This is a genomic window from Pseudomonas sp. GW823-FHT06B06, from assembly GCF_058795195.1.
This window is the reverse complement of sequence record NZ_JBXAHO010000004.1, coordinates 200,810-224,841: the sequence shown is the minus strand read 5'-3', so window position 1 is coordinate 224,841 and position 24,032 is coordinate 200,810. Positions and strand designations below refer to the sequence as shown.

The following is a 24,032-nucleotide window of genomic DNA, read 5'->3' as shown; positions in this document are numbered from 1 at the left end:
CTTGTGCTGAAATGACTTAAGTTGCTGTCCCGTACGAAATGGTGATGAGTCAGGATGGGGCGGTGCACTCGGTCCTATCTTGCACTTATTTAAATATAAACAAGTTGCCTGGCAGTTTCTTTGACTAAGCTCTTTGTGTCGATTAATGATGGAGTCCAGTTTGCATAAGGGTTTCGCTATTCTCTATGAGGAAAGGGTGTGGTGCTTGGTGGCGTGTCTTGTTCTCTATTTCGGTTGTTAATAATTTAATGCTCTGAAATATTGAAGTTGTAGAGAAGTATCATGCGGTGTTTCGTGCTTTTTATATGAATAAGCGTCTCCCACGCCAATTCACCTCAGCTCTCCTCAATTCGTTTGATATGGTCTTCGGGTGCGGTCGTAGCGGAGGCGTTGTTGAGTGAATGGAAGTGATTCGATGCTTGCATGATAATTAGCTGTTTAAACTTCTTTGCTCTGATTTACTGCTGATAATTCTGGAGAAAACAATAATGAAAACTTACTCCATGGCACTCGTAACATCTATCTGTACTCCGGGTTTGATTACAAGTCAGATTGCCAGCGCTGAACTAATAAAAGATAGCAAAGCTAGTGTCGAAGCGCGCAACTTTTACTTTAATCGTGATCTGCATGATACTATGGATGCACAGCAATCAAAACGCGAAGAATGGGCGCAGGGATTTATCCTCAAGGCGGAATCCGGATATACCTCTGGAGCCGTCGGCTTCGGTTTGGATGCTTATGCTGGTCTCGGTTTAAAACTTGACTCTTCAGACGAGCGGGCCGGCACTAACTTGCTGCCCAGTAAATTCGGAGACGATGGTCCTGGTGGATATTCAGAGACAACCGTCACGTTGAAAGCGAAAATTTCCAAAACAGCGGTCAAACTCGGCGGCTTGATGCCTCGGCTGCCGACCGTAACTGCAAATGACTCCCGCCTTTTACCTCAGAATTTCCTTGGGGGGCACGTTAACTCCCAGGAAATAGCGGGGCTAAATTTCGATGTGGGTCAAATTAGAAAGGTCAATCAACAGGACTCTAGCGACTTCCAGGACTTGAGTCTAAATTCTGTTGGGGGTAGGCGTAACTTCAAATTTGGTAGTAACGGCAATCAGGGGGAAGACTTCAGTTTTGGTGGTGTGTCTTACAAATGGCATAGTGGTCTCACAACTGCATACAACTATGGAGAGCTAGAAAAACTTTATAAACAGCATATTATCAACATGACCTACGTACTTCCTATTGCCTCCAATCAGTCACTGAAGTCCGATCTTCGTTATGCATATTCGACTGATGACGGCGGGAGCAATGTTGATAATAGGGCTTTCGGTGCAATGCTTTCCTACTCGCTGAGCGGTCACATTCTTGGTTTGGGTTATCAAAGGATGAGTGGGGACACTGGCTACGCCTATCTCAATGGTGCAGGTGCTTTTTTGGTGAACTACGTTCAGATAGGTGACTTTGCAAGTAAAGATGAGTTTTCTTGGCAAGCGCGCTACGATTTCGATTTTGCTTCCGTTGGAGTACCGGGCCTGACATTTATGACTCGGTATATCAGAGGTACTAACATCGACCAAGGCACAGGGCTTGCTGAGGGGAAGGAGTGGGAACGGAATATGGATATAGTTTATGTTGTCCAGCAAGGGCCTTTGAAGAACCTCATGTTGAAATGGCGCAACGCTACAGTACGTAACAACTTCGCAAATGACTTTGACGAAAATCGTTTGATTCTAAGTTACACTGTGTCTCTTTACTGATGATCTGACATATGGAGCAATCGGAGTTACAATGCGGGCAGTAAGATTGAAGCGTTAATGAATGTGGCCGCCATGTCAATAAGTCCGCAGGTGGTATGACCGGAGGAGTGAGCGCGTCGTATGAAGGATCACGCGACGCAGTCGCTTATCGATCAAATCCGGACGGGTGTACGGGTACTACCCGATTTGTTCTGTGGGCTTAAACTGCATATGCACGTGTCTTACGTCAGTATAGGGATGAATACCGTCCTGACCTAATTCACACCCCAACCCGGATATTTTTCTACCCCTAAATGGAGCTGCGACATTGTCTTTGATCGGGTCGTATGATCCATACATGGCCCCTGTCGATCTCAGTGGCCGCACGCGTGGCCGATTCGAGGCTCGAGGTAAAGATCGTCGCATCCAGACCAAAATCGGCATCATTGGCCTATAGGCAATAGCCTCCTCTAGGGAGCATACACTGTAGGCGGTGATTGAAAGCTGACCCACACTGCCGATTGAAAAATGACCCGGGGCGGATTGCTGATTTTTGCCCCAACAATTGTGGATAAGCTTAGCAGTCGTGTTCCGCTTGAAGGCTGATCAAGCCCGACCGCATGTAGGCATGCAGCAGGGTATTTATGGTGCCGGTCAGAACGGTGCGTCGTCCTCGATATCCTCTGCATTCTTGCGCTTTCGTTCACGCGATTTGAACTTTGTCTGGTCTGCCAAGGTGCTGTGTTGTAGGCGGTAGGGCTCGTTGCGCGTTTGGACGATGTAGCAGTGGTGTGTAAGCTGGTCCAGTAACGCTGTGGTCATCTTGGCGTCAGCCAACACACTCGACCATTCCGAGAAATTGAGTTGGTGGTGATGACCACGCTGGTGTGTTCGTACAGCTTGGAAAGCAGGTGAAATAACAATGCGCCACCATTTTGGCTGAAGGCAAGTACCCAAGCTCATCGAGTATCATCAGGTTTGTGCGAAGTAGCTTCTGGGCGATTCGGCCTGCCTTACCATCTTACTTTTGACGCTCCAGCAGATTGACCAGAACCACCGTGGAGAAGAACCCTACTCGTTCTTATGCGTCGTTTTTCCTGACACAACCAAGGCACTGGTCAGGTGTCTTTTCCTTGTTCAAGGCCGGCCGATGAAGACCACATTTTTACGCTGGCTCCCTAACCTTCTGGTAGGATAACTCCTTGACCAGAAAGACAATCATCCCTAGAAACGCTGAAGTCAAAGTTAGCTAAATCAAGGTACATGGGAAGCTTTGGCACGTTCATCTGATGATTCACAGAGCGCACGGCGCGATCTGCCTGCTCCTGTTGGAGTAGATGCTCAAGCAGCCATTTCGAGGATGCCGTCGAAGCTTCTCCCTTCGCCGCCAACTCTTCCCAAGCTTGAGCTATGCCACGTAGACGCAGTTCTTTAAGTTCTGCCATCAATCACGCATTGCGGCTCTCCTCATCTGTTGTACGGAATTGGTCAGATCGGGCCGTGTTGGCAACGGGACCCACCCTGAGTTGCAGGCTGGTTTCTACGGAAGGCGGCTGTGCAGTAGCGGTGAGCCGGACGAGAACATTTAAGATGTGATCGGCGCTCAGACTTCCCGAGTCAAGCACCAGTTCTACGCTACTAGCACCGGATCAAGACCGGCGATGGGCGCGGCAGTGTGCACCTGCGTCATGATTCGTTCACCGTTGCTATGAAGTCTCAGGTCCCGTTTTAAAAGCCGCAACGGCTGGGGCAGATAGGTAAACGGTGCGCCATTGCGCAGTGCACCCGGCTGCGCTCGATGAGTGGGATGTAATGCTGCCAGTCAAAACTGACCTGATCTCGATCAAAGAGACGCTCGTGGCTGGCGATCATCATGTCATCGGCGATGACCACGATCCGGGATGTGTAAAGACGGCTGCTCACTCACTGGCCGACTTGCTCACAAGACACCGAGTGGCGATTTCGTGCGACACTGATGAGGCAGGTGCTGGAGACCCTCACGGTGCGCTCTACGAAGCCATCAAAGGCGGTCGGCATCGGCATCATTTCGACGCGCTCCAGCTCCAAAACTTCCGCCACCGTCAGCCCGTTGTAATGCGGATGCAGCAGCTCTTTCTAGGGCGCACGACAGCGTGGGCCGAGCCAGGCACTCAGTTCCTCAAAGGTGTGGAGCATGCAGTTTTGAGTGTCAAGCCAAATGCGCCGGCGACCGTCTTAAACGTTATTTTCGACAATGCCCTTTTCCCATCCAGAGACTACGTTGCAGAAATCCGGATCGAACAGGTAGTGCGCGGGTATCCCGGAAAACCGAGCATTGACTATGCGGCCCTTGCCTTTATAGACGTCATCGTCAACCGTTTTCAGGTTGTCGTAGATGCCGCGACGCGGCACGCCACCTAACGCTCCGAACGAGCGTATATGGGCATCGACCAGCATCTCGTGACCTTGGCGGGTACGCAACCAACCGGAATGCGCGATTGGCGCACAGCTTCATGTGGGAGACCTGGTTTCTTTGAAACAGACCACCGATCAGCAGCCCTTCTTCGCTCCAGTCAAATTGAAAGGCTTCACCGAGCGCAAACGTCAGCGGTGCTAATAGCTCGTAAAGACTTGCCTTGCTCACCTCGCCAAGAGCTTACAAACTCCGTGAGCTGCCTATAGCAGCCTTCATAACCCTCGGTGTTGACCTGCTCAAAAAGTGCTTTCGCACTTCTGCGATTGTGCTTTGCTCCGAACGAATCGACTGTCAGCATCTGTTCCAACGTGTCGTGGAAAGGGCTGAGGTTGTTGAAGGTCGAGCACCGCTGGTACGCTGGCCGAGTAGCTTCGGGCGCTTTGATCCATTTTCGGATAGTGTTTCTCGACAACCCGGTACGCTTGGCTATCTAGTGCAGCGAGAGCCCGCCGCGGAAGTACATCCGCCGGGTTTTTTCCAACATTTCCCATGCTGATCACCCCGTATTCTCATACACGGAAAGTGAGCAGGAGCAGTTGAACACCTGGGTCAGTTTTCAGTCGGCAGAAAAGCCTTTACTGGGTCAGTTCTCGCTCAGCGGCAACAGCGAAGGCGAAGCGGTGCGCCTGGCACGCGGCTCGGCTGCGGCCATTGGTGAAATCGAGGAGTTCTGCGAGGCCCATGGGATATACGCTCACTTCCGACGGGCTGGCTGGTCGTCAACGGCTACCAGCGATGCCCTGCGGGGTGCATGAAGGACGTTTTGCAGACCTGCCAGCGACTCGGCGAAGCCCTGTCCATGCCCTTGTCCAACCGCGAAATCGCCCGTCGCACTCGCCAATGCATCTGGAAGGCGTGTTGGAAATCAGTAATGCCACCGCGCGCCCGGCGCGGTTGGTACGCGGGCTACGCCGTGTGGCGCTGGAGCATGGTGCAAAGATTTCGCGAACACGCCTTAATTGGTCTGGAGCGTGGCGAGCCTGCCGTGCTGCAGGTAACAAGAGGACAGCTCACAACTTAGAACGTCGTGCTGGAGAACAACGTGTTGGCGGCGGCGATCCCCTGCGCTACGCCGCACCGTCTTGCCAGTAACTGGAACGATAATCGATATCGCGCCTATTCCCGAAAGTTTGGAAGCGATTGGCTGGATAGGCGAGGAGGCCATTACCGATTCGCAACTGATGGTCGATTACTACCGCACCACCCAGGACGGGTGAATTGCGTTCGGTAAAGGCACCCGGATGATCGGCTACGGCAGCCGGATATATGCTAGCTACGACGATAATATTCAACTCAGCCAAGACATCAAACAGGATTTTCGACGTCCTTATACGCATCTCAGTAACGTGACGATCACTCATTCGTGGTGCGGTCCCGTCGATCGAACGTTCGATAGCCTTCCGGTGGTTGGTCACCTGAAGGGAGCGACGAACATAGAGTACGGCATTGGTTGGAGCGGCAATGGCGTGGGGCCGAGCCGTCTGGGCGGACGCATTCTCGCCAGCCTGGCGCTAGGGCTGGAGGTGAGTGAGGCCACTGCGGATTGGTCGGTCGTAAACCGAAACTGTTTCCACCCTGCCGGCGGATTGATGGTGCGCAATGCAGCGCAAGGAGGCGGCAGAAGCGGACAGTCGCAGCCTCGTTCGACTGGACCCTGCGGTCGCTGGCCTGGAGTCGGCGGGGCTGGAAGACAAGAATCGTTAGAATAAAGAAAGGGTCATGCTGCAACCGATTGTATTAGCGAGTACCGCCGATTTGGTCCTTCCTGTCGCTGGCCCGGTAAGTGACCATCGACAAACCTGTGATGAGCACCGACACCCATGCTGGAGAGGGGCCAGTCGGCCTGCAGGCCGGTATCTGGGAGTGATCGCCTAAGCGCTGGCTTTGCAAGGTGCTGGCGCGTGAGTTTAGTCATTTTATTGCCAGTCATTGCATTTTCATCCGGGCGGAGGCCAGCCATTGAACGTCACGTGGGTGACGCATTGTTGTTTCCTGTGAACTGTCACGGCGTCTGGGATATCCGCGAAACCGTGCGCAAGAGTTTCGTGATCATGCCCTAAATCTGGTGACTGCCGTTGCGAGTAGAGTTTGAGGAGTGACGATCTCCCCGGGGGGGATCCAGTGCAGCGCCCGTTATGGTTCCTGTAATTTAGCAGAATCGGTGTACCGGTGATGCCGATATCATCTAGCTTGAGTGTTTAAGATGAGTGCGTCTGTGCATAAAAGGATAAGTAGCAGTTAATTGGCGCGTAGAGTCAATGTAAATGACATCTATTGTCAATTCGAGATTCTCATGGTCTGTCATAGTGGTTATCAGATACCAATAGTTATTAATATCGATTCTTTCCAGTTGATGAGAGATTTTATAGGAAATGGTATATTAAGGTTTTGGTAAGATTTATCTAGAGGATAAAACATAAACATTAAAAGATGCATTGATTGCGCTATCTAACAACATTGCTGATACCGTCAGGCGTAGGTGCAGTAAGTTATTGGCGCATATTTATCATCCTATTGCGTGCGTTATCTGGTCGAGGTGGTGGCAGCTGTGTTGCCGCGTTGCGAGCGTCGTTGCCGTTTCATGTTGCTTAAATATTTGATTGTTAGCACATGTCTTCCCGCGGAGAGGTAGGGTGAGTATCGAACTGGTAATTTAGTAAGATGGGGCGCAGAGCTATGCAGCATATTGATCTACAGGTTATTGAGCATGCGTTAGCTTGGTCTCTTGCGGGGGAGGTTGTGTGGCTGTGCACTGTCTTGGGTACTTTTGGCTCGTCACCGCGCGAACCCGGATCGATGTTAGTCGCGCGGCGAGATGGCGGGCATATTGGTTCCTTGTCGGGTGGTTGTGTCGAAGAAGATTTTATCGAGCGACTTCAAGCTGGTGAGTTTAATCATCCAACAACTATTCTGCGCTATGGTGACTCTTCAGGACCACAAGGTCCACGGATATCACTGCCATGTGGCGGCATCCTCAAAGTTTTGGTGGAGCGTTTTTCGGCTGTCCCTGAAAGTTGGTCTCAAATGGAGTGTTTACTTGCAACTTTGCGAGGGCAGCTCCGCGTGACTCGCCACGTTGATTTGCGCGACGGTAAAGTACACTTGAGTGAGGATGTTGGTTTGGGTCCTCGCGTGATTGAGGGGCCGGATGGTATGTCTCTGCAGATCCGATTCGGTCCATCTATTCGTCTTATAATTGCCGGTATCTCGCCTGTTTCTGTGGTCTGCGCAGACTTTGCGCGTACTCTAGGTTTTGAGGTTATAGTCTGTGATCCGCGAGAGGAGGCTCACATAGGTTTCAACGTGTCTGGCATTGAGGTTCGCAAACAACTGCCCTCACAATTCATTGCTGCCAACGGTTGTCATCAAGCCACAGCCGTCGTGGCATTAACCCACGACCCCCGTATTGACGACCTTGCCATTATCGAAGCGGTACGTACGCCAGCATTTTATATCGGTGTTATGGGATCTGTACGCACTTCAGCAGTCCGAGCTCAGCGACTGCGACGCTCTGGGGGGTTGAGTGAGGCGGATATCGCCCGCTTGCATATGCCTGTTGGTTTGGCGCTGGGTAGCAAGACCCCTGCTGAAATTGCGTTGGCTGCGATGGCCGATATTATTCGCGTATACCGGGCACGGCCGCGCGATGAGCTCTGAGGCTTCCTATCGGATTGTAGATATACGAGGCAGGCGATTTCGCAGCCTCCAGCTAAGTTCGATCAGTGCCTGCAATTGCGCGCGCTTGCGTTCTGAAAACGGTGCTCTGCCGCTTGAAAAATTTTTGACAGCAGTGGAGTACCTTAAGCAGGTTCATGACCTACGTACCTTGCGTCTCGCTGGGGGTAAGCCTTCGATCAGTCCGCTGTTTGATCGCTTGGAAGTGGCACTCGGGTCTCTTGACTTTGAGGGCGTGTCACTGACCAATAATGATCAATTACTGTCTCGTAAGGTTGGCATGTTGCGCGACGCCGCAATTAAGCGCATCAACGTCTCGCTGGAGACCCTCAATCCACGAGACTTTCGTCGTATCGCCCGTGGAGGGGATTTGAGTGAGGTGCTCAGTGGCATCGAAAAGGCACTCGGCGCTGGACTGCAGTTAAAGATTAACATTGTCCCTATGCGTGGACATAACTACGAGCAAATTCTGCTTGACTTCTGCCTCGCCCTGGGAGCTGGGCTACGTTTTATCGAGCTAATACGGATGGGGCATCTAGCGAGCGATTGCGAGTCCTTTTCGCAGCAATTCATTGGTATGCAAAAGATCCTTGCTCTTGTATCGCAGAGGCATTTCTTCGCACCATTAGCAGGTACGACGGTTGCCACTACGCAGCGTTCCGAGATCCCTGGTCGAGGTTGCTTTGGCATAATCGCAAATGAGAGCGCTCCGTTCTGCGTCAGTTGCACTTGCCTACGACTTACCTCAACAGGCTGGCTTTATAGATGCCTTTCGTTTAGTCGCAGCCGTTATTTTTGCAGCCTACTGGATCTACCCAAGAATGAGGCGTTGACGGCGATTAGAGAGTCATCTAAACGTGCCTTGGCGGATAAGCAGAGGCAGGAGCTTACTGGCGATATTCTGTTGATGAAATTAATCGGTGGTTGATCGACATAGCGACAGAAGGAATCTTGCGGGACCGGTTTGTGGTGTAACTTACTCTAGTTTAAGTCTTTTCAACCGCTCGCGACAACACGCGCACTGCAAACGAGCGAAAGTTATAATGTGCATTGTTTCTATCAACGGCAACGTATTCAATACAGCAGGCCCCGTCAGTTCTTAGCGATTAAAACGTATCTGAATCACAATGATTTGAATGACCAATTTTTACAGGCGTTTGCTATAGATAAACAGTTGATGGCGTCGGAACTTCTCGCTTCTGGTCTCCTTCACAAGTGGTTATTTCAAAGCTTTAGACTTGGATGGTTGGTGCTTCGATTGCGGTTCTATTGCTCTGTAGAGTCTATCGTAAGAATGGATTGCCTATTTATTTTAATGGGTTCATCTACATTGCTATAGAGGTTACTCCTTGTTCTTCGGTGTCGACAAAAAAATTCCGTATCCGATAGGTAATGATTTGTAGAAGAAGTGATCAGCTAACATAAGCGATGGCTACCATAAAGGTGCGGGGGTGAAGGGTGATAAAGTTTAGATCAGTTCAGACTTTTTTTGTCGCTCAGTCGGGAGTGGCAATGGTGTTAATTATAGCAACGTTGTTAGGCTTAAGTTTTTTGTTTGGCAAAACCAATACCGAGGAGATTAAAAAGGCTACAAACATTTTGGCTGCGGACAAGGCTCAGGCGGAACTCACCAATCTTGCAAAATCCAAAGCGACCGAAATAAGCGCCAAACTTAAATCATCACTACAAGTGGCAAAAGATCTCGCCGTAACTAACTCTTTGCTAGGAAAGAAAAATCCCTCAGGTGATCCTCTTGCAACCTTATCTAGGGAGCATCTTTCCAACTTGATTAAAGAGATGCTGATTGCGAACTCGGACCTGTCAAGTGTCTACCTTGCTTGGGAACCTGGAGCATTTGACAATGAAGATGCGCTTTATTCAGGCGAAGTATCAAATGGTTACGATGGCTCAGGTAGATTTCTAACCACTTGGTACCGTGACGCCAAACAACAGGTGAAAATTATGGCCGCCCCCTCTGTTGATAGTCGCACCAAGACGGGGACTGGGGATCGGGAAGGTGAATATTATCTTTGCGCTAAAGAAAGAAAGTTGCCATGTGTTACTGATCCAGCTGTATATGACATGGGGTCAGGTAAAAAAGAATTACTTTCCTCTTTTACGGTTCCGATTATCATAGATAATGCTTTCTTTGGTGTGGCGGGAGTCGACGTACCGTTATCGTTTATTCAGCGTCTGTTGGTTGAAAGCAATAGTGCTCTTTATAAGGGCGTAGGAACCATGACCTTGCTGTCAGCAAACAATCGTATTGTGGCAAGCACAGCTAATGAGGAAGAAATGGGGAAGCTCGCCTCTAATATTCTTTCTCCAGATGATATCTCTTTATTACAAACTGCTAAAAACCACTTTGTACGTTACGAGGTTGATGAAAAAGCTGGGGTTGTCAAGTTGTCTATGCCCTTAGAGGTCACTGATTCGGGATTATCTTGGACGTTATTTGTGAAAATTCCGCTTGAAGTTGTCATGAAGCAGGCGTGGGATTTGCAGCAGGAACTGGTGAGTAATAGCGTGCGGGATCTTCGAGCAATGGCGTTGATTAGTACATTTGTCGCAGTGGTAGGCGTTTGCCTGTTGTGGTTCATCAGCTTAGGAGTTGGGCGCCCGCTTAAGCAAGCAGCAAATCGACTTTCAGATATCGCTGATGGTGAGGGGGACCTGACACGCTCTCTGAACATTGATCGTCGTGATGAACTAGGTGCAATCGGTGCTGGATTCAATAATTTCTTAGTCAAGCTTAGGCTTTTGATAGGTCAAGTTGCTTCGCTTACTGCGGATATCGCTGATACTGCGAACACTATGCGCGCAAACTCTGACGTAACTGTGACCAAAGTAGAAAAGCAACTGGAAGCAGTCGAGCTTATCGCGGCGGCGGCCCAGGAAATGGCTGCTACTGCTCACGAAGTATCTCAAAGTGCAGGTAGGGCGGCCGATGCAGCAAACAATGCTGACCAATCTGTAAGGTCAGGTCAGGCTGTTGTGTTAGCAAGCGCTCTAGCTACGCAAAAGCTTCAAGAGGATCTGGTTCATGCTTCTGACATGGTCCAAGCACTGGCTGCGGGAAGTTCTGAGATCAACAAAATACTCCACAGTATTCAGACTATAGCAGGGCAAACAAACTTGTTGGCGTTAAATGCTGCAATCGAAGCAGCTCGGGCCGGAGAGCAAGGTCGGGGTTTTGCTGTCGTTGCGGACGAAGTTAGAAGTCTTGCAATGAAGACTCAAAGTTCTACGTTGGAAATCAACGCTATGGTTGAGAAGCTGAATATAGGTATTCGAGAGGTTGTAGTGGCTATGGAGCATAGCGGTAGTCGAATGAATGAGAGCATTCGCCACTCCGACGATACGACTACGGCGTTAAGTAGTATAGCGGTTGCTGTATCGCTTATTAATGATATGAATTTACAAATCGCTAGTGCGGCTGAAGAACAAAGTATGGTCGCTGAAGATATTAGCAGGAACATTGAGAGTATTAATAGTGCTGCTGCAGAGGTGGCGCGAGAGGCGCAGAACAGTGCCTCTGTGAGTGCGGGGCTTACTAAGCTGAGTACTCAGCAAAGGCTATTAATAAAGCAGTTTAAATATTAAGTGGCGTTGGGCAGTAACGATGGTGGTGTGTTGCCGATTTATCTATTCGATACGAGATCGAAGCCCTAAGGGCGTGCGAACGAAACCGCCAGTCGAAACTGGGAGGGTGATAGGTGCATTAGACGTTCTTCAAAATCTTGCAGGTATAAGTGGGTGGCCAGCACCCCCTAGGTGATTATTTGCTACATCCGGGACCGTCGTGTGACCGGCGTCACTGCGATTACTCTTCTTGTCGCTGATCAAGAGCGTGTCACGTCGGTTGCCTTCATAGCTTCGCCAGAGGCGCTCGACGCGAGGCCTAGCAAGGTGGGTTTGAAGTCGCGCTACCGCTCCATCTTTCGGTCAAGGCTGCGCCCGGATCGGCGCGCTGGTCATGCCGTGAGGTAAGGCGGTGAGCGCACCGATGACTACATCAGTTTTGAGTTGACAACTATATGTACAGCCATATAATTATTCTGTATCGTCTGGAGCCCAAGGTGTCGGCGCCCTTAAGTGCCCACGCCTAAGCGCATAACAAGGCATTCGCCCAAAAAATGAGGAAGCACAATGAGCATGAAACAGCGCGTAATTATCGTAGGAGGGGGGCCGGTAGGGCTGCTGACTGCCTTGGGCCTAGCAAAGGCGGGGACAAATGTGGTGGTGCTGGAAGCTGAGAGCCAACCCAGCGATAGTCCGCGCGCGCTCGTTTATCATTTTCCGGTACTGCCACACCTGAAGCGGTTGGGCGTGCTTGATGACTGCGTCGCGGCTGGTTTAATGAGGCAGAATTTTGCATGGCGCGTTCACTCTACCAGTGAAATGATCTTCTGGGACCTCAGTTGTCTTGAGGGCGATGTTGAATTGCCTTACGCGCTGCATTTGGGTCAGGACAAGCTTTCCAGGATACTAATCGAGCATCTCAAAGCCTTGCCGAATGTTGAAGTGCGATACTCATCGCCAGTCGTTGATTGCGAAGTGGGCCCGCGGTCTGTTCGGGTAGTTCTTGGGGGCGAGTCGCCGGGCGTGATTGTCGAAGGGGATTGGTTAATCGGAGCTGATGGCGCTAATAGCTTCGTGCGTCGAGAGGTTTTGAATCAAAATTTCTTTGGCATAACTTGGCCGCAACGATATGTAGCTACAAATACCAGGTTCGACTTTGACAAGCTTGGTTTTGGAAAAACTACTATGCAAGTGGACGACGTGTATGGATCTGTAATATGCAATATCGATGCTGATTCTCTATGGCGGGTCACTTTCATGGAAGATCCGAACTTGCCTATGGAAGGCATTCGTGGGCGCATCGATCAAGTGTTTAAAGAGTTGTTGCCGACGAACGATCCATACGAAGTAGTCGCCTTCTCACCATATAGAATGCACCAGCGCGTTACGGATAGAATGCGCAATGGTCGTGTGATCCTTATAGGTGATGCTGCACACGTAACCAACCCAACTGGAGGGCTTGGTTTGACGGGGGGCATGTTCGACGCCTTTGCACTAACATCGGTGTTGAATCAGGTCATACACGACGGTCGTAGTGAAGACATTCTCGACGTGTTCGAAGCCGACCGCCGACGGAAATTTATTGAACTGGTATCACCTAGAGCAAGCGACAATTTGCGTAATTTATATCATCAGAAGCCTGGTGAAGGAAAAAATGACTGGGTAAACAACACTAGAAGCATTTCAAAGGATATAGATAGGATGCGCGATGCTTTGCGTTTTCCAGAGACTATGGAAACCTTTCTGTAGACGGCTGATTAGTTGGTGGGATTCTGATTGCTATAGTTCAATAATAAAATTTTGCGAGCCTGTCATCTGTTGATGAAGCAAGGTTTCAATGGTTGTTTAGTGGTCTGTTTTATTAATTGTTCTATACGTTATTGGGTCCCGCCCAACAGGCGTGAATAAGTGTCACTCTGGTATCCGGTCGGCACGGACAACGTCTTCTTGCTCAGTGGTGGTGGCAATATGTACTACAAACTTACCGATTTTGGCGGAAAGTTTCTGACTAGTCCTCCGCACTTTAGTGCGGGTAAAAGCTATCCAGGTGTAAGCGCCTATGTTCAATGGTTTATGCCTGCTAATCCCCTGCCAGTATCGGTGACATTTATACATGGTGGTGGAGGGCAGGGTTCAGAGTTTTTAACTACTCCAGATGGGCGTCCAGGATGGGTTCATAATTTCCTGCAAGCAGGTTTTCCAGTATTTATATTAGATAGGCCTGGTCATGGACGAAATAGTTGGAACAGTGAGATTTTAGGGGCTCACGTACCGCATCCAGACTATGAAACGCTTTATCCAAGGTTCGTAGAGCCCAAAATCAAGAATCTCTGGCCGGAGTCGAGGCATCATGATCAGTGGCCGGATCATGAGCCAATCGCTGGAGACAGATTCATGGCAAGCCAAGGAGTAATGGCAACAACGCTGGCCGCAGCTCAAAAGCATGTAGAAGCGATTGCACCTCAGTTGTTTGAAGTAACTGGAGACACGATTTTAGTCTCGCACTCGGCAGGTGGGCCATGTGGCTGGGCATTGGCAGCAATAGGGGGGGCGAGGGTAAAAGCTGTAGTCGCGGTCGAGCCGTTAGGCTATCCGGGCCTTCAACACTCACTAGGAGATTTTGAAAATGGTTTATGTGCAGTTGAATTCTCTGGCTCGCATGATCCTTATGAGCGTCCAGTCGCATTGGTGACCGGGCATGCTAGTTGGATGCGAGAAGCAAATTTGAAAGCCGCAAAGTATTTACAAGACCAAAATTACGACGTCACTCATTTTCTCCTTGAGGATTACGGGGTTTTAGGTAATGGGCATATGATGATGTCTGAGAAAAATAGTAGCGATATCGCAGCAATTATAATTGATTGGGTCAATGAGTCGGTTTTTTGAGTTATATAACTCCGTGGTATATGTGAGTGCTGGTAGGGCCACACTCATAAGACCCTTATGTTCGTGGTCAAGGTGATTCTATCCATGCATAGGATGGATTATCTAGGAGGGCTGCGGCGGGTGGTAGTCTGGTACAAATGGCTTTGGAAGGTAAATAAATAATTCAAATCTTGGTTTATGCGCGGTACTGAATATTAACTTCGTCTAAAGGTGGAAGCTATGAAGGTTGTACGCGTTGGTCAAATTGTCCCAAGCTCTAATATCACTATGGAAACGGAGATCCCGGCGCTGCTTAAGGCGCGGGAGCTGGTAGCTCCTGAGCGATTCACTTTCCATTCATCTCGTATGCGTATGAAACATGTAACGAAGGAGGAACTAGCTCGAATGGATGGCGACAGTGATCGTTGTGCACTCGAACTATCAGACGCTCGCGTCGACGTGATGGGATACGCTTGCCTGGTCGCGATTATGTCCATGGGGCATGGTTATCACCGAGTATCGGCGGAGCGCTTACGAAATGTGACCGAGAATAATGATGCAGCAACACCAATTATTACCTCGGCGGGGGCGCTTATAGATGGCATCCGTGCTCTTGGTGCGAAGCGCGTGGCTGTGGTTACTCCTTACATGAAACCGTTAACAGAATTGGTAGTTGATTACATTCGACATGAAGGTATCGAAGTAGGTGACTATCGAGCACTAGAAATCTCGGATAATCTGGCGGTTGCGGCCCATGATCCAATGAATTTGCCTGGAATAATTGCGAGCATGCGCACGGACGACGTTGATGCAATTGTTATTTCTGCATGTGTCCAGATGCCATCATTAAATGCCATCACAATGGTTGAGGCGCAAACCAGAAAGCCAGTTATTTCAGCCGCAGTTGCTACTACTTGGGCGATGTTAACTGCATTAGATCTCCCTACACGAGTTCCTGGTGGTGGAACTCTTCTTTCAGGTGCCTACTAATGAAAGGGTACAACGTTTATGCAAATGGCATTCGTCAGCACATCATTCATTTTCCGGGAACGGGTTCACCGCTGCTGTTAATCCCAGGTATCACCTCTCCTGCAGTAACATGGGGGTTTGTGGCCGAGCGTCTTGCCAAATATTTTGATGTCCACGTGGTAGATGTTCGAGGCAGAGGTTTGAGTGAATCGGGTGATTTAGATTACTCATTGGACGCAATGGCTGATGATTTAGTTGCGTTAGCCCAGCGGATGGAAGGAGTGGTAGTTTTAGGACATTCAATGGGTGCGCGAATTGCCATTCGAGCAGCTAGGAAAGATTCTCAGGTGTTTTCTCGATTGATCTTAGTTGATCCACCTGTTTCTGGCCCAGGTAGACGTCCGTATCCTGCAAAGTGGTCATGGTATGCGGAGTCCATTCGTTTAGCACAAAGAGGCTGTACGGCGATGGAAATGCGGTCTTACTGCCCGACTTGGACGGACGAACAGATCGAGCTCCGGGCTGAGTGGCTACATACCTGCCAGTACACAGCGGTCAAAACCGCATTCGATGGCTTCCACACAGATGATATTCATACCGACTTGGCGCAATTGACGCTTCCTATTCAACTCGTTGTAGCTGGTGGAGCAGAAGTTATTCAGCCTGATGATATCGCGGAGATTATTAGTTTAGCTCCTCAAACTACGACGTATGTTGTTGAAGAAGCTGGGCACATGATTCCGTGGGATAATTTAGAAGGCTTCATAACTGCAGTCAGCAATCGATAGAGAGGCGCGATATGGACCATGTGAGTTTTACCGAGATATGCCTACATCAGTTGAAAATGTCAGGTGTACATGAAGGGGAGCGACTGATCGTTCTAACCCAGGGGCATGAACGTCTAGCGTACGCCGACGCATTTATGGCCGCAGGCCAGCGACTTGGAGCCGAGATGTATCATATGAGGCTACCTTCGCCATTGCCTTCTAATGGCTGGGCTGTCGGGGTTACGGGACTTGCCGATTTACCCGGTGCTGTGGAGGCGCTTAAGAACTGCGACATGTTGATTGACTGCGTATTCCTTTTGTTTTCTGCTGAACAGTTTGAAATCCAAGCGGCAGGTACGCGTATTTTAACTGCGGTGGAACCTCCTGAGCTTCTGGCCCGTATGCTGCCATTTCCAGAGCTGCGAGAGAAAGTTTCTATTGCAGCGGAGTTAGTTGAAAACGCTAAGGATATGCGGATCACATCCCCGCATGGGACAGATATTACATACAAGCTGAATACCTATCCTACTATAGCAGAGTACGCTTGTACAGATACACCAGGTCGTTGGGATCATTGGCCTTCGGGGTTTGTATTCACTGGCGGTGACGATGACGGTGTGGATGGAACCATAGTTGTCGCCCCAGGTGATGTTCTTTTACCGCAAAATCTCATGGTTAGGGAGCCAATAACTTACACTATAGAAAAAGGTTGGATAGTCGATATTCGCGGCGGTCTTGAAGCTCAGATCGTTAATTCCTATATGGACTCATTTAATGATCCCCGTGGTAAAGGAATGAGTCATGTAGGCTGGGGAATGAATCCACATGCTAAATGGCACAGCTTTGTTCCGGGGCAATTTACAGGTGGAATGGGAATGGAGCTCAGAAGTTTTTACGGCAATGTAATGTTTTCAACCGGTCCAAACAATGAGCTTGGCGGATCGAATGATACCGCCTGTCATCTTGATATTCCAATGCGTAACTGTTCATTGTTCCTTGATGATACGCCAGTGGTCATTGATGGCGACATTGTTGTTAAAGAAATTCAGCTAGTGCAAAGGTAGACGTGCTGCTAAATTGTGCGGACGCAAGGAGTATTATATGTCACAAAAAGAAGTATATGACGCTGCAGGTTTCGGTAATCCGGTGTCTAGAGGCGTGCACCCAGCTATCATTGTTGTTGATTTTTCGTATGGATTTACTGATCTTCAATATCCAACTGCCTCTGATGCCTCACTCCAGATGTCCCGCACAAAAGAAATTTGTGACTTGGCAAGGGCATTAGAATTTCCGGTGATATTTACCACAATCGCATATCATCCAGGGGAGATACCGATGCTTCCGTGGTTGGAGAAATCTTCTGGTATGGCTGCATTGCTCTATGGGTCCCGATTAGTTGAAATAGATATGGCAACAGGTATTCAGCCAAACGATGTAGTTGTTGTAAAAAAAGGAGCTTCGTCTTTTTTTGGGTCGACGTTATCCAGCCTGCTGGCAGGGACAAATACTGATACAGTTGTGGTGACAGGTGCAACGACCTCGGGGTGCGTCCGCGCTACTGTTGTAGACGCTGTACAATCCGGGTTCAAAGTGCTTGTGCCAGCGGACTGCTGTGCGGATCGTGCGAAAGGGCCACATGAAGCGAGTCTGTACGACATACAGCAAAAGTATGGTGATGTAACCGATTCCGACGACATTTTAAAATGGCTGCGATCGGTTGCGGGCTAGTCGATTTATTAATTGTAGTCCTTAATTTGGTGCGTCTCGGCACATATAATGGGCGCCGAACGCACATTTCTACTTTTTAAGTACGCATGTAATTTCAGATGCTTCGCTGAGTCAATTATTTAAGTCATAGTGTTATCGCGATTTCTGTTTTATTTGTCTCGATGACGCAGTTTTTGATTCTGTATTCGGTTGAGAATTTTGGTGATCTGTCCGTGAGTTAATTGAATTTTAGGTTTGGTGTGTGATGGATAGAGTACTTTGCAAATAAGTGTGGCAAGTAAGGCTTATATGCTTGTTCGGGGGGGGTATTTAATCTCATCGCTTTCAGGGCTGATCCATAATTAGACGATCCTAATTTCTTGTCGCGGGTTCATTGAGCAGCCGACTCCCTAGTCTTCTATATCGTTGGAAGCTAACACATTGAAGAGCTTCCATTTCTTCTGTAATGCCGTTCTGGTGGCAAGTTTGGGCGAGCCGCAACTGTGATGGAAATAGCAATGAACTGGACCTGGTTTCATAAGCTCGGCTCACCCAAGTGGTTCTACGGCATCAGCGGCAGACTGTTGCCCTGGCTGAGCGTCGCGGCCCTGTTGCTGATCGGCATCGGCCTGGTCTGGGGCCTGGCTTTCGCGCCGCCGGACTATCAGCAGGGCAACAGCTTTCGCATCATCTATATCCATGTCCCCGCGGCGATGCTGGCCCAGTCGGTCTACGTGATGCTGGCGATCTGCGGTGTGGTCGGCCTGGTGTGGAAGATGAAACTGGCCGATATCGCCCTGCAATGCGCAGCGCCCATCGGTGCCTGGATGACCGCCGTGGCGCTGGTCACCGGGGCGATTTGGGGCAAGCCGACCTGGGGTTCGTGGTGGGTCTGGGACGCACGACTGACGTCGATGCTGATCCTGCTGTTCCTGTACTTCGGTCTTATTGCGTTGGGCAACGCCATCAGCAATCGTGACAGCGCCGCCAAGGCCTGCGCGGTATTGGCGATTGTCGGCGTGATCAACATCCCGATCATCAAGTATTCGGTGCAATGGTGGAACACCCTGCACCAGGGCGCGACCTTCACCCTCACCGAAAAACCGGCGATGCCGGTCGAGATGTGGCTGCCGCTGCTACTGACCGTGTTGGGTTTCTACTGCTTCTTCGGCGCAGTGCTGCTGCTGCGCATGCGCCTCGAAGTGCTCAAGCGCGAAGCCCGGGCCAGCTGGGTGAAAGCCGAAGTACAGAACAGCCTGGAGGCCGCTCGATGAGTTTCGCGTCATTCGGCGACTTCCTCGCCATGGGCCATCACGGCCTGTATGTCTGGTCAGCCTATGGCATCTGCCTGGCGGTGCTGGCCCTCAACGTGGCGGCGCCGATCCTGGCTCGCAAGCGGTATCTGCAACAAGAGGCGCGTCGTCTGCGCCGGGAGAACGGTCAGTGAATCCGCTGCGCAAAAAACGTCTTGTCATCATCCTGGCGATCCTGGTCGGCGTCGGCGCGGCGGTCGGCCTCGCCCTCAGCGCCTTGCAACAGAACATCAACCTGTTCTACACCCCGACCCAGATCGCCAATGGCGAAGCACCCATGGACACGCGCATCCGTGCCGGCGGCATGGTGGAGCAGGGTTCGCTGGTGCGTTCCGGCGATTCGCTGGATGTGAAGTTCAACGTCACCGACTTCAACAAGACCGTGACCATCACCTATCGCGGCATCCTCCCCGACCTGTTCCGCGAAGGGCAGGGCATTGTCGCCCTGGGCAAGCTCAACGCCGATGGCGTGGTGGTGGCCGACGAGGTGCTGGCCAAGCACGATGAGAAATACATGCCGCCGGAAGTGACCAAGGCCCTGAAAGACAGCGGCCAGTCGGCGCCCGCTCCCGCTCCCGTGAAGGAGGGTTGATCGATGAATGCCGGTCTGTTTATTCCTGAGCTGGGCCATCTGGCGATGATCCTGGCGCTGTGTTTTTCCCTGGTCCAGGCCGTTGTGCCGTTGCTCGGTGCCTGGCGTGGCGACCGCTTGTGGATGAGCCTCGCCCAGCCTGCGGCATGGGGGCAGTTTGCATTCATGCTGTTCGCGTTCGGTTGCCTGACCTATGCGTTCATGGCCGACGACTTTTCCGTGGCCTATGTTGCCAGCAACTCCAACAGCGCCTTGCCCTGGTACTACAAGTTCAGCGCGGTGTGGGGCGCGCACGAAGGTTCGTTGCTGCTCTGGGCGTTGATTCTTGCCGGCTGGACCTTCGCGGTATCGGTGTTCTCCCGACAGTTGCCGCAAGTGATGCTGGCCCGGGTGCTGGCGGTGATGGGCATGATCAGCATCGGTTTCCTGCTGTTCCTGATCCTCACGTCAAACCCGTTCGAGCGCATCCTGCCGCAAGTGCCGATGGACGGCCGCGACCTCAACCCGCTGCTCCAGGACATCGGCCTGGTCGTCCATCCGCCGATGCTCTACATGGGCTACGTCGGCTTTTCCGTGGCCTTCGCGTTCGCCATCGCCGCGTTGCTCGGTGGTCGCCTCGACGCCGCGTGGGCGCGCTGGTCGCGGCCATGGACCATTGTCGCCTGGGCCTTCCTCGGCATCGGCATCACCCTCGGGTCGTGGTGGGCCTATTACGAACTCGGCTGGGGTGGCTGGTGGTTCTGGGACCCGGTGGAGAACGCCTCCTTCATGCCATGGCTGGTCGGCACCGCGTTGATCCACTCCCTGGCCGTCACCGAAAAACGTGGGGTGTTCAAGAGCTGGACTGTGCTGCTGGCGATCGCGGCGTTCTCGCTGAGCCTGCTCGGGACCTTCCTGGTGCGCTCCGGCGTGCTCACCTCGGTGCATGCCTTCGCCTCGGATCCCGAGCGTGGCGTGTTCATCCTGATATTCCTGCTGTTCGTGGTCGGCGGCTCGCTGACGCTGTTCGCCCTGCGTGCACCCGTGGTGAAAAGTCAGGTCGGCTTCAACCTCCGGTCCCGGGAAACCCTTCTGCTGGGCAATAACCTGGTGTTGGTGGTGGCGGCGTCGATGATTCTCCTCGGGACGCTGTATCCACTGGTGCTTGATGCGTTGTCCGGCGCCAAGCTGTCGGTCGGCCCGCCATATTTCAACGCACTGTTCATTCCGCTGATGGCGATTCTGATGGTGGTGATGGCGATCGGTGTGCTGGTGCGCTGGAATGACACGCCGGTCAAATGGCTGCTGGGCATGCTCACGCCGGTGCTGCTTGGCACCGCCGCCCTGGCCGTGGTGGCGGGCATCGCTTATGGCGATTTCAATTGGGCGGTGCTGGCAACGTTCGTGCTGGCGGCGTGGGTGTTGCTGGCGGGCGTGCGGGACATCTTCGACAAGACTCGCCATAAAGGTCTGGTCAAAGGCCTGCCGACCCTGACCCGCAGTTACTGGGGCATGCAGCTCGCCCACCTGGGGATCGCCGTCTGCGCCCTCGGTGTGGTGCTGTCCAGCCAGAACAGCGCCGAGCGCGACCTGCGCCTGGCGCCCGGCGAGTCTATGGACCTGGGCGGCTACCAATTCTTTTTCGAGGGCGCTAGGCATTTCGAAGGTCCGAACTTCACGTCCGACAAAGGCACCGTGCGGGTCATTCGCGACGGCCGGGAGATCACCGTGCTGCACCCGGAAAAACGCCTCTACACCGTACAGAACTCGGTGATGACCGAACCCGGGATCGACGCCGGTTTCACCCGCGACCTCTACGTGGCGCTGGGCGAACCCCTCGGTGATGGCGCCTGGGCGGTACGCGTCCACGTCAAGCCGTTCGTACGCTGGATCTGGTTCGGTGGCTTGCTCACCGGCCTGGGCGGCGTCCTCGCGGCGCTGGATCGGCGTTATCGGGTCAAAGTGAAAACCCGGGTGCGCGAAGCCCTGGGCGTGACGGGAGCCACTGCATGAAACGTTGGTTGATGGTGTTACCGCTGGCGCTGTTTTTGGTGATGGCAGTGTTCTTGTACCGCGGGCTTTACCTGAACCCGTCCGAATTGCCCTCGGCGATGATCGGCAAACCGTTCCCGGAATTCTCCCTGCCCTCGGTGCAAGGTGACAAGACCCTGACCCGCGCCAACCTGCTGGGCAAGCCGGCGCTGGTCAATGTGTGGGGCACCTGGTGCATCTCTTGCCGGGTCGAGCACCCGGTGCTGAACAAGCTGGCGCAGAACGGCGTGGTGATCTACGGCGTCAATTACAAGGACGTCAACGCCGACGCGCTGAAATGGCTCGCCGAGTTCCATAACCCTTACCAGTTGGATATTCGCGACGAGGAGGGCTCCCTGGGCCTGAACCTGGGGGTCTATGGGGCGCCGGAAACCTTCTTCATCGATGCCAAGGGCATCATCCGCGACAAGTTTGTCGGGGTGATCGACGAACAGGTCTGGCGCGAGAAGCTGGCCGCCAAATACCAGGCACTGGTTGACGAGGCCAAGCCATGAGGCGCTGGCTGGCAGCCGCCATGCTCGGATTGAGCCTGGTGGGAGTGGCCCATGCCGCCATCGACACGTACGAATTCGCCAACGAGGGCGAGCGCGAGCGGTTTCGCGAGCTGACCAAGGAACTGCGCTGCCCCAAGTGCCAGAACCAGGACATCGCCGACTCCAACGCACCGATTGCCGCTGACCTGCGCAAGGAAATCTTCCGCATGCTCGGCGAGGGCAAGGACAACCAGCAGATCATCGACTTCATGGTGGACCGCTACGGTGAGTTCGTGCGCTACAACCCCGCCTTGTCCTCCAAGACCGCGCTGCTCTGGTTCGGCCCCGCCGGGCTGTTGCTCGGTGGCTTCGTGGTCATCGCCGTGATCGTGCGTCGTCGTCGGGTGCAACGTACGGCTGCTCCGGACACGCTTTCCGTCGAAGAGCGCCAGCGCCTCGACCAACTGTTGGATACAACCAAGCATGATTGATTTCTGGCTCGCCGCAGGTCTGCTGCTCCTGATTGCCCTGAGTTTTCTGTTGATTCCTGTGTTGCGTGGTCGCCGTGCCCAGCGCGAAGAGGACCGTACCGCGCTCAACGTGGCGCTGTACCAGGAGCGCGTCGCTCAACTGCAGGCCGAGCGGGAGGAGGGCGTGCTCAACGCCGCGCAGTTGGACACCGGCCGCGCCGAAGCCGCCCGTGAGCTGCTGGCCGACACCGAGGGCGCCGAGGCGCCGCGCGAGTCGCGCCTGGGCAAGCCCTTGCCGTTGCTCGCCGCCGTGCTGGTGCCGTTGCTGGGCTTGGGGCTGTACCTGCATTTCGGTGCCAGCGACAAGGTCGAACTGACCCGTGAGTTCGCCCAGGCGCCGCAGTCGATGGAAGAAATGACCCAACGCCTGGAGCGGGCGGTGGCGGCGCAACCGGACAACGCCGAGGGCCTGTATTTCCTTGGCCGTACGTACATGGCCCAGGACCGGCCCGCGGATGCAGCGAAGATCTTCCAGCGCACCGTGGCGGTGGCGGGCCGCCAACCCGAACTGCTGGGCCAGTGGGCCCAGGCGCAGTACTTCGCCGATGGCAAGAAATGGTCGGACCAGGTCCAGGCCCTGACCGACGAAGCGCTGAAGCTCGATCCCAAGGAGGTCACCAGCCTCGGCCTGCTGGGCATCGCCGCGTTCGAAGGCGAACGCTACCAGGACGCGATTGATTACTGGAGCCGCCTGTTGGTGGAGCTGCCGGAGGGTGACAAGTCCCGCGAGGCGTTGCAGGGCGGTATCGCCCGCGCCACCGAGAAGCTCCAGGCTGCTGGCGGCCAGGTTGCGCCGGCGCAGGCCCAGGCACCCGCCGCCAAGACGGCCGCCGTGCTCAAGGTGCGTGTCGAGCTGGCGCCGGCGCTCAAGGCCAAGGTGCAGCCAGGCGACAGCGTGTTCATTTTCGCCCGCGCCGCGTCCGGCCCGCCGGCCCCGCTGGCGGCCAAGCGCCTGACCGTCGCCGACCTGCCGGTGACCGTAGAGCTGGGGGATGCGGACGCGATGATGCCGCAACTGAAACTGTCGAACTTCCCTGAAGTCCAACTGGTGGCGCGGATCTCCCGTGCCGGTCAACCCACCGCCGGTGAATGGATCGGCCGCAGCCAACCCCTGGCGAGCAGCACCACCGCGCCGCAGCACCTGACCATCGACAGCCCGGACCAATAACAGGAATTCGCACAATGACCGCCATCGCTCGTATCACTTTGCTCACGCTCGTCCTGGGCCTGAGCGTTTATGCGGTCCAGCGCTACCCTCGCCGTCATTCTTTCAACTTATGGTCGTCAGGGGGAGCGCCAATCATAGCCGGTTAGTCTCGATACATAGCACGTTCGTCGGG

General features: G+C 52.8%; 20 protein-coding genes and 3 pseudogenes. 19 read left to right on the top strand and 4 right to left on the bottom strand.

All coding sequences use genetic code 11. From position 1 onward, the window contains the following. The first annotated feature begins 488 nt into the window (after nucleotides 1-488). Entirely contained in the window at nucleotides 489-1,754 is a 1,266-nt protein-coding gene (locus AC1Q8Q_RS05480; protein ID WP_064614984.1) for an OprD family porin, read from the top strand. Between the two features lie 289 nt (nucleotides 1,755-2,043). Here AC1Q8Q_RS05480 and AC1Q8Q_RS05475 read toward each other — a convergent pair. The 3 pseudogenes from AC1Q8Q_RS05475 to istA form a co-directional block, all read right to left on the bottom strand. Continuing rightward, nucleotides 2,044-2,172, bottom strand: a pseudogene (locus tag AC1Q8Q_RS05475) (hypothetical protein); the annotation flags it as partial. 215 nt (nucleotides 2,173-2,387) lie between these two features. Further along, nucleotides 2,388-3,178 (bottom strand): annotated as a pseudogene (istB, locus tag AC1Q8Q_RS05470) (IS21-like element helper ATPase IstB). Nucleotides 3,179-3,181: 3 nt separating this feature from the next. Further along, nucleotides 3,182-4,618, bottom strand: a pseudogene (gene istA / locus AC1Q8Q_RS05465) (IS21 family transposase). A 106-nt stretch (nucleotides 4,619-4,724) separates the two neighbouring features. Here istA and AC1Q8Q_RS05460 point away from each other — a divergent pair. Further along, on the top strand, nucleotides 4,725-4,943 hold the full coding sequence (locus AC1Q8Q_RS05460; protein WP_052760631.1) for a hypothetical protein: 219 nt from the start codon (nucleotides 4,725-4,727) through the stop codon (nucleotides 4,941-4,943). A gap of 312 nt (nucleotides 4,944-5,255) precedes the next feature. On the opposite strand, the gene AC1Q8Q_RS05455 is transcribed toward AC1Q8Q_RS05460, so the two are convergent. Further along, entirely contained in the window at nucleotides 5,256-5,549 is a 294-nt protein-coding gene (locus tag AC1Q8Q_RS05455; RefSeq protein ID WP_135846678.1) for a hypothetical protein, read from the bottom strand. On the opposite strand from AC1Q8Q_RS05455, the gene AC1Q8Q_RS05450 reads away from it, so the two are divergent. From AC1Q8Q_RS05450 to ccmI, 17 genes are all read left to right on the top strand, one after another. After that, nucleotides 5,430-5,897: an FAD-dependent oxidoreductase gene (locus AC1Q8Q_RS05450; RefSeq protein WP_327127016.1), complete on the top strand. Its 468-nt coding sequence runs from the start codon at nucleotides 5,430-5,432 to the stop codon at nucleotides 5,895-5,897. The genes AC1Q8Q_RS05455 and AC1Q8Q_RS05450 overlap by 120 nt on opposite strands. A gap of 967 nt (nucleotides 5,898-6,864) precedes the next feature. Next, nucleotides 6,865-7,845, top strand: a complete 981-nt coding sequence (locus tag AC1Q8Q_RS05445) for an XdhC family protein (RefSeq protein ID WP_046816056.1) — start codon at nucleotides 6,865-6,867, stop codon at nucleotides 7,843-7,845. Continuing rightward, nucleotides 7,835-8,791 (top strand): radical SAM protein, encoded by a 957-nt coding sequence (locus tag AC1Q8Q_RS05440; protein ID WP_135846677.1) that lies wholly within the window; start codon nucleotides 7,835-7,837, stop codon nucleotides 8,789-8,791. Before AC1Q8Q_RS05445 ends, AC1Q8Q_RS05440 begins: the two co-directional genes overlap by 11 nt. Before the next feature lie 584 nt (nucleotides 8,792-9,375). Next, complete coding sequence (locus AC1Q8Q_RS05435; protein ID WP_135846676.1) at nucleotides 9,376-11,466, top strand: methyl-accepting chemotaxis protein; 2,091 nt, start codon at nucleotides 9,376-9,378, stop codon at nucleotides 11,464-11,466. A gap of 546 nt (nucleotides 11,467-12,012) precedes the next feature. Then, complete coding sequence (hspB, locus tag AC1Q8Q_RS05430; protein WP_013973865.1) at nucleotides 12,013-13,194, top strand: 6-hydroxy-3-succinoylpyridine 3-monooxygenase HspB; 1,182 nt, start codon at nucleotides 12,013-12,015, stop codon at nucleotides 13,192-13,194. Between the two features lie 219 nt (nucleotides 13,195-13,413). Then, nucleotides 13,414-14,331: an alpha/beta hydrolase gene (locus AC1Q8Q_RS05425; RefSeq protein ID WP_046816067.1), complete on the top strand. Its 918-nt coding sequence runs from the start codon at nucleotides 13,414-13,416 to the stop codon at nucleotides 14,329-14,331. Between the two features lie 219 nt (nucleotides 14,332-14,550). Next, entirely contained in the window at nucleotides 14,551-15,300 is a 750-nt protein-coding gene (locus tag AC1Q8Q_RS05420) for a maleate cis-trans isomerase family protein (RefSeq protein WP_024087612.1), read from the top strand. Further along, nucleotides 15,300-16,067 carry an alpha/beta fold hydrolase gene (locus tag AC1Q8Q_RS05415; protein WP_013973863.1) on the top strand — a complete coding sequence of 256 codons (768 nt, stop codon included), beginning with the start codon at nucleotides 15,300-15,302 and terminating at the stop codon, nucleotides 16,065-16,067. The genes AC1Q8Q_RS05420 and AC1Q8Q_RS05415 overlap by 1 nt, the downstream gene beginning before the upstream one ends. A gap of 11 nt (nucleotides 16,068-16,078) precedes the next feature. Then, entirely contained in the window at nucleotides 16,079-17,110 is a 1,032-nt protein-coding gene (locus AC1Q8Q_RS05410; RefSeq protein WP_046816058.1) for a 2,5-dihydroxypyridine 5,6-dioxygenase NicX family protein, read from the top strand. A gap of 37 nt (nucleotides 17,111-17,147) precedes the next feature. Next, nucleotides 17,148-17,774, top strand: a complete 627-nt coding sequence (locus tag AC1Q8Q_RS05405) for an isochorismatase family protein (RefSeq protein WP_013973861.1) — start codon at nucleotides 17,148-17,150, stop codon at nucleotides 17,772-17,774. 497 nt (nucleotides 17,775-18,271) lie between these two features. Then, complete coding sequence (locus tag AC1Q8Q_RS05400; RefSeq protein WP_046816059.1) at nucleotides 18,272-19,027, top strand: heme ABC transporter permease; 756 nt, start codon at nucleotides 18,272-18,274, stop codon at nucleotides 19,025-19,027. Then, nucleotides 19,024-19,200 (top strand): heme exporter protein CcmD, encoded by a 177-nt coding sequence (gene ccmD / locus AC1Q8Q_RS05395; RefSeq protein ID WP_007939192.1) that lies wholly within the window; start codon nucleotides 19,024-19,026, stop codon nucleotides 19,198-19,200. Before AC1Q8Q_RS05400 ends, ccmD begins: the two co-directional genes overlap by 4 nt. Then, nucleotides 19,197-19,658, top strand: coding sequence for a cytochrome c maturation protein CcmE (gene ccmE, locus AC1Q8Q_RS05390; protein ID WP_013973859.1), 462 nt, complete (start codon nucleotides 19,197-19,199; stop codon nucleotides 19,656-19,658). The genes ccmD and ccmE overlap by 4 nt, the downstream gene beginning before the upstream one ends. Before the next feature lie 3 nt (nucleotides 19,659-19,661). Next, the gene (locus tag AC1Q8Q_RS05385) at nucleotides 19,662-21,650 is read left to right on the top strand and encodes a heme lyase CcmF/NrfE family subunit (RefSeq protein ID WP_046816060.1); all 1,989 of its coding nucleotides are present in this window, start codon (nucleotides 19,662-19,664) and stop codon (nucleotides 21,648-21,650) included. Beyond that, nucleotides 21,647-22,183: a DsbE family thiol:disulfide interchange protein gene (locus AC1Q8Q_RS05380; RefSeq protein ID WP_046816061.1), complete on the top strand. Its 537-nt coding sequence runs from the start codon at nucleotides 21,647-21,649 to the stop codon at nucleotides 22,181-22,183. Before AC1Q8Q_RS05385 ends, AC1Q8Q_RS05380 begins: the two co-directional genes overlap by 4 nt. After that, entirely contained in the window at nucleotides 22,180-22,653 is a 474-nt protein-coding gene (locus AC1Q8Q_RS05375; protein ID WP_013973856.1) for a cytochrome c-type biogenesis protein, read from the top strand. The genes AC1Q8Q_RS05380 and AC1Q8Q_RS05375 overlap by 4 nt, the downstream gene beginning before the upstream one ends. Then, complete coding sequence (ccmI, locus tag AC1Q8Q_RS05370) at nucleotides 22,646-23,860, top strand: c-type cytochrome biogenesis protein CcmI (protein WP_064614979.1); 1,215 nt, start codon at nucleotides 22,646-22,648, stop codon at nucleotides 23,858-23,860. The genes AC1Q8Q_RS05375 and ccmI overlap by 8 nt, the downstream gene beginning before the upstream one ends. Nucleotides 23,861-24,032: the final 172 nt, after the last annotated feature.

Coding starts and splice junctions, on each gene's coding strand:
- AC1Q8Q_RS05400 (WP_046816059.1), top strand. CDS start 18,272: ATGAACTGGACCTGGTTTCATAAGCTCGGCTCACCCAAGTGGTTCTAC.
- AC1Q8Q_RS05445 (WP_046816056.1), top strand. CDS start 6,865: ATGCAGCATATTGATCTACAGGTTATTGAGCATGCGTTAGCTTGGTCT.
- AC1Q8Q_RS05415 (WP_013973863.1), top strand. CDS start 15,300: ATGAAAGGGTACAACGTTTATGCAAATGGCATTCGTCAGCACATCATT.
- AC1Q8Q_RS05420 (WP_024087612.1), top strand. CDS start 14,551: ATGAAGGTTGTACGCGTTGGTCAAATTGTCCCAAGCTCTAATATCACT.
- AC1Q8Q_RS05385 (WP_046816060.1), top strand. CDS start 19,662: ATGAATGCCGGTCTGTTTATTCCTGAGCTGGGCCATCTGGCGATGATC.
- AC1Q8Q_RS05380 (WP_046816061.1), top strand. CDS start 21,647: ATGAAACGTTGGTTGATGGTGTTACCGCTGGCGCTGTTTTTGGTGATG.
- AC1Q8Q_RS05425 (WP_046816067.1), top strand. CDS start 13,414: ATGTACTACAAACTTACCGATTTTGGCGGAAAGTTTCTGACTAGTCCT.
- AC1Q8Q_RS05455 (WP_135846678.1), bottom strand. CDS start 5,549: ATGAGTGATCGTCACGTTACTGAGATGCGTATAAGGACGTCGAAAATC.
- ccmD (WP_007939192.1), top strand. CDS start 19,024: ATGAGTTTCGCGTCATTCGGCGACTTCCTCGCCATGGGCCATCACGGC.
- hspB (WP_013973865.1), top strand. CDS start 12,013: ATGAGCATGAAACAGCGCGTAATTATCGTAGGAGGGGGGCCGGTAGGG.
- AC1Q8Q_RS05450 (WP_327127016.1), top strand. CDS start 5,430: ATGATCGGCTACGGCAGCCGGATATATGCTAGCTACGACGATAATATT.
- AC1Q8Q_RS05405 (WP_013973861.1), top strand. CDS start 17,148: ATGTCACAAAAAGAAGTATATGACGCTGCAGGTTTCGGTAATCCGGTG.
- AC1Q8Q_RS05410 (WP_046816058.1), top strand. CDS start 16,079: ATGGACCATGTGAGTTTTACCGAGATATGCCTACATCAGTTGAAAATG.
- AC1Q8Q_RS05480 (WP_064614984.1), top strand. CDS start 489: ATGAAAACTTACTCCATGGCACTCGTAACATCTATCTGTACTCCGGGT.
- AC1Q8Q_RS05375 (WP_013973856.1), top strand. CDS start 22,180: ATGAGGCGCTGGCTGGCAGCCGCCATGCTCGGATTGAGCCTGGTGGGA.
- AC1Q8Q_RS05435 (WP_135846676.1), top strand. CDS start 9,376: ATGGTGTTAATTATAGCAACGTTGTTAGGCTTAAGTTTTTTGTTTGGC.
- AC1Q8Q_RS05440 (WP_135846677.1), top strand. CDS start 7,835: ATGAGCTCTGAGGCTTCCTATCGGATTGTAGATATACGAGGCAGGCGA.
- ccmI (WP_064614979.1), top strand. CDS start 22,646: ATGATTGATTTCTGGCTCGCCGCAGGTCTGCTGCTCCTGATTGCCCTG.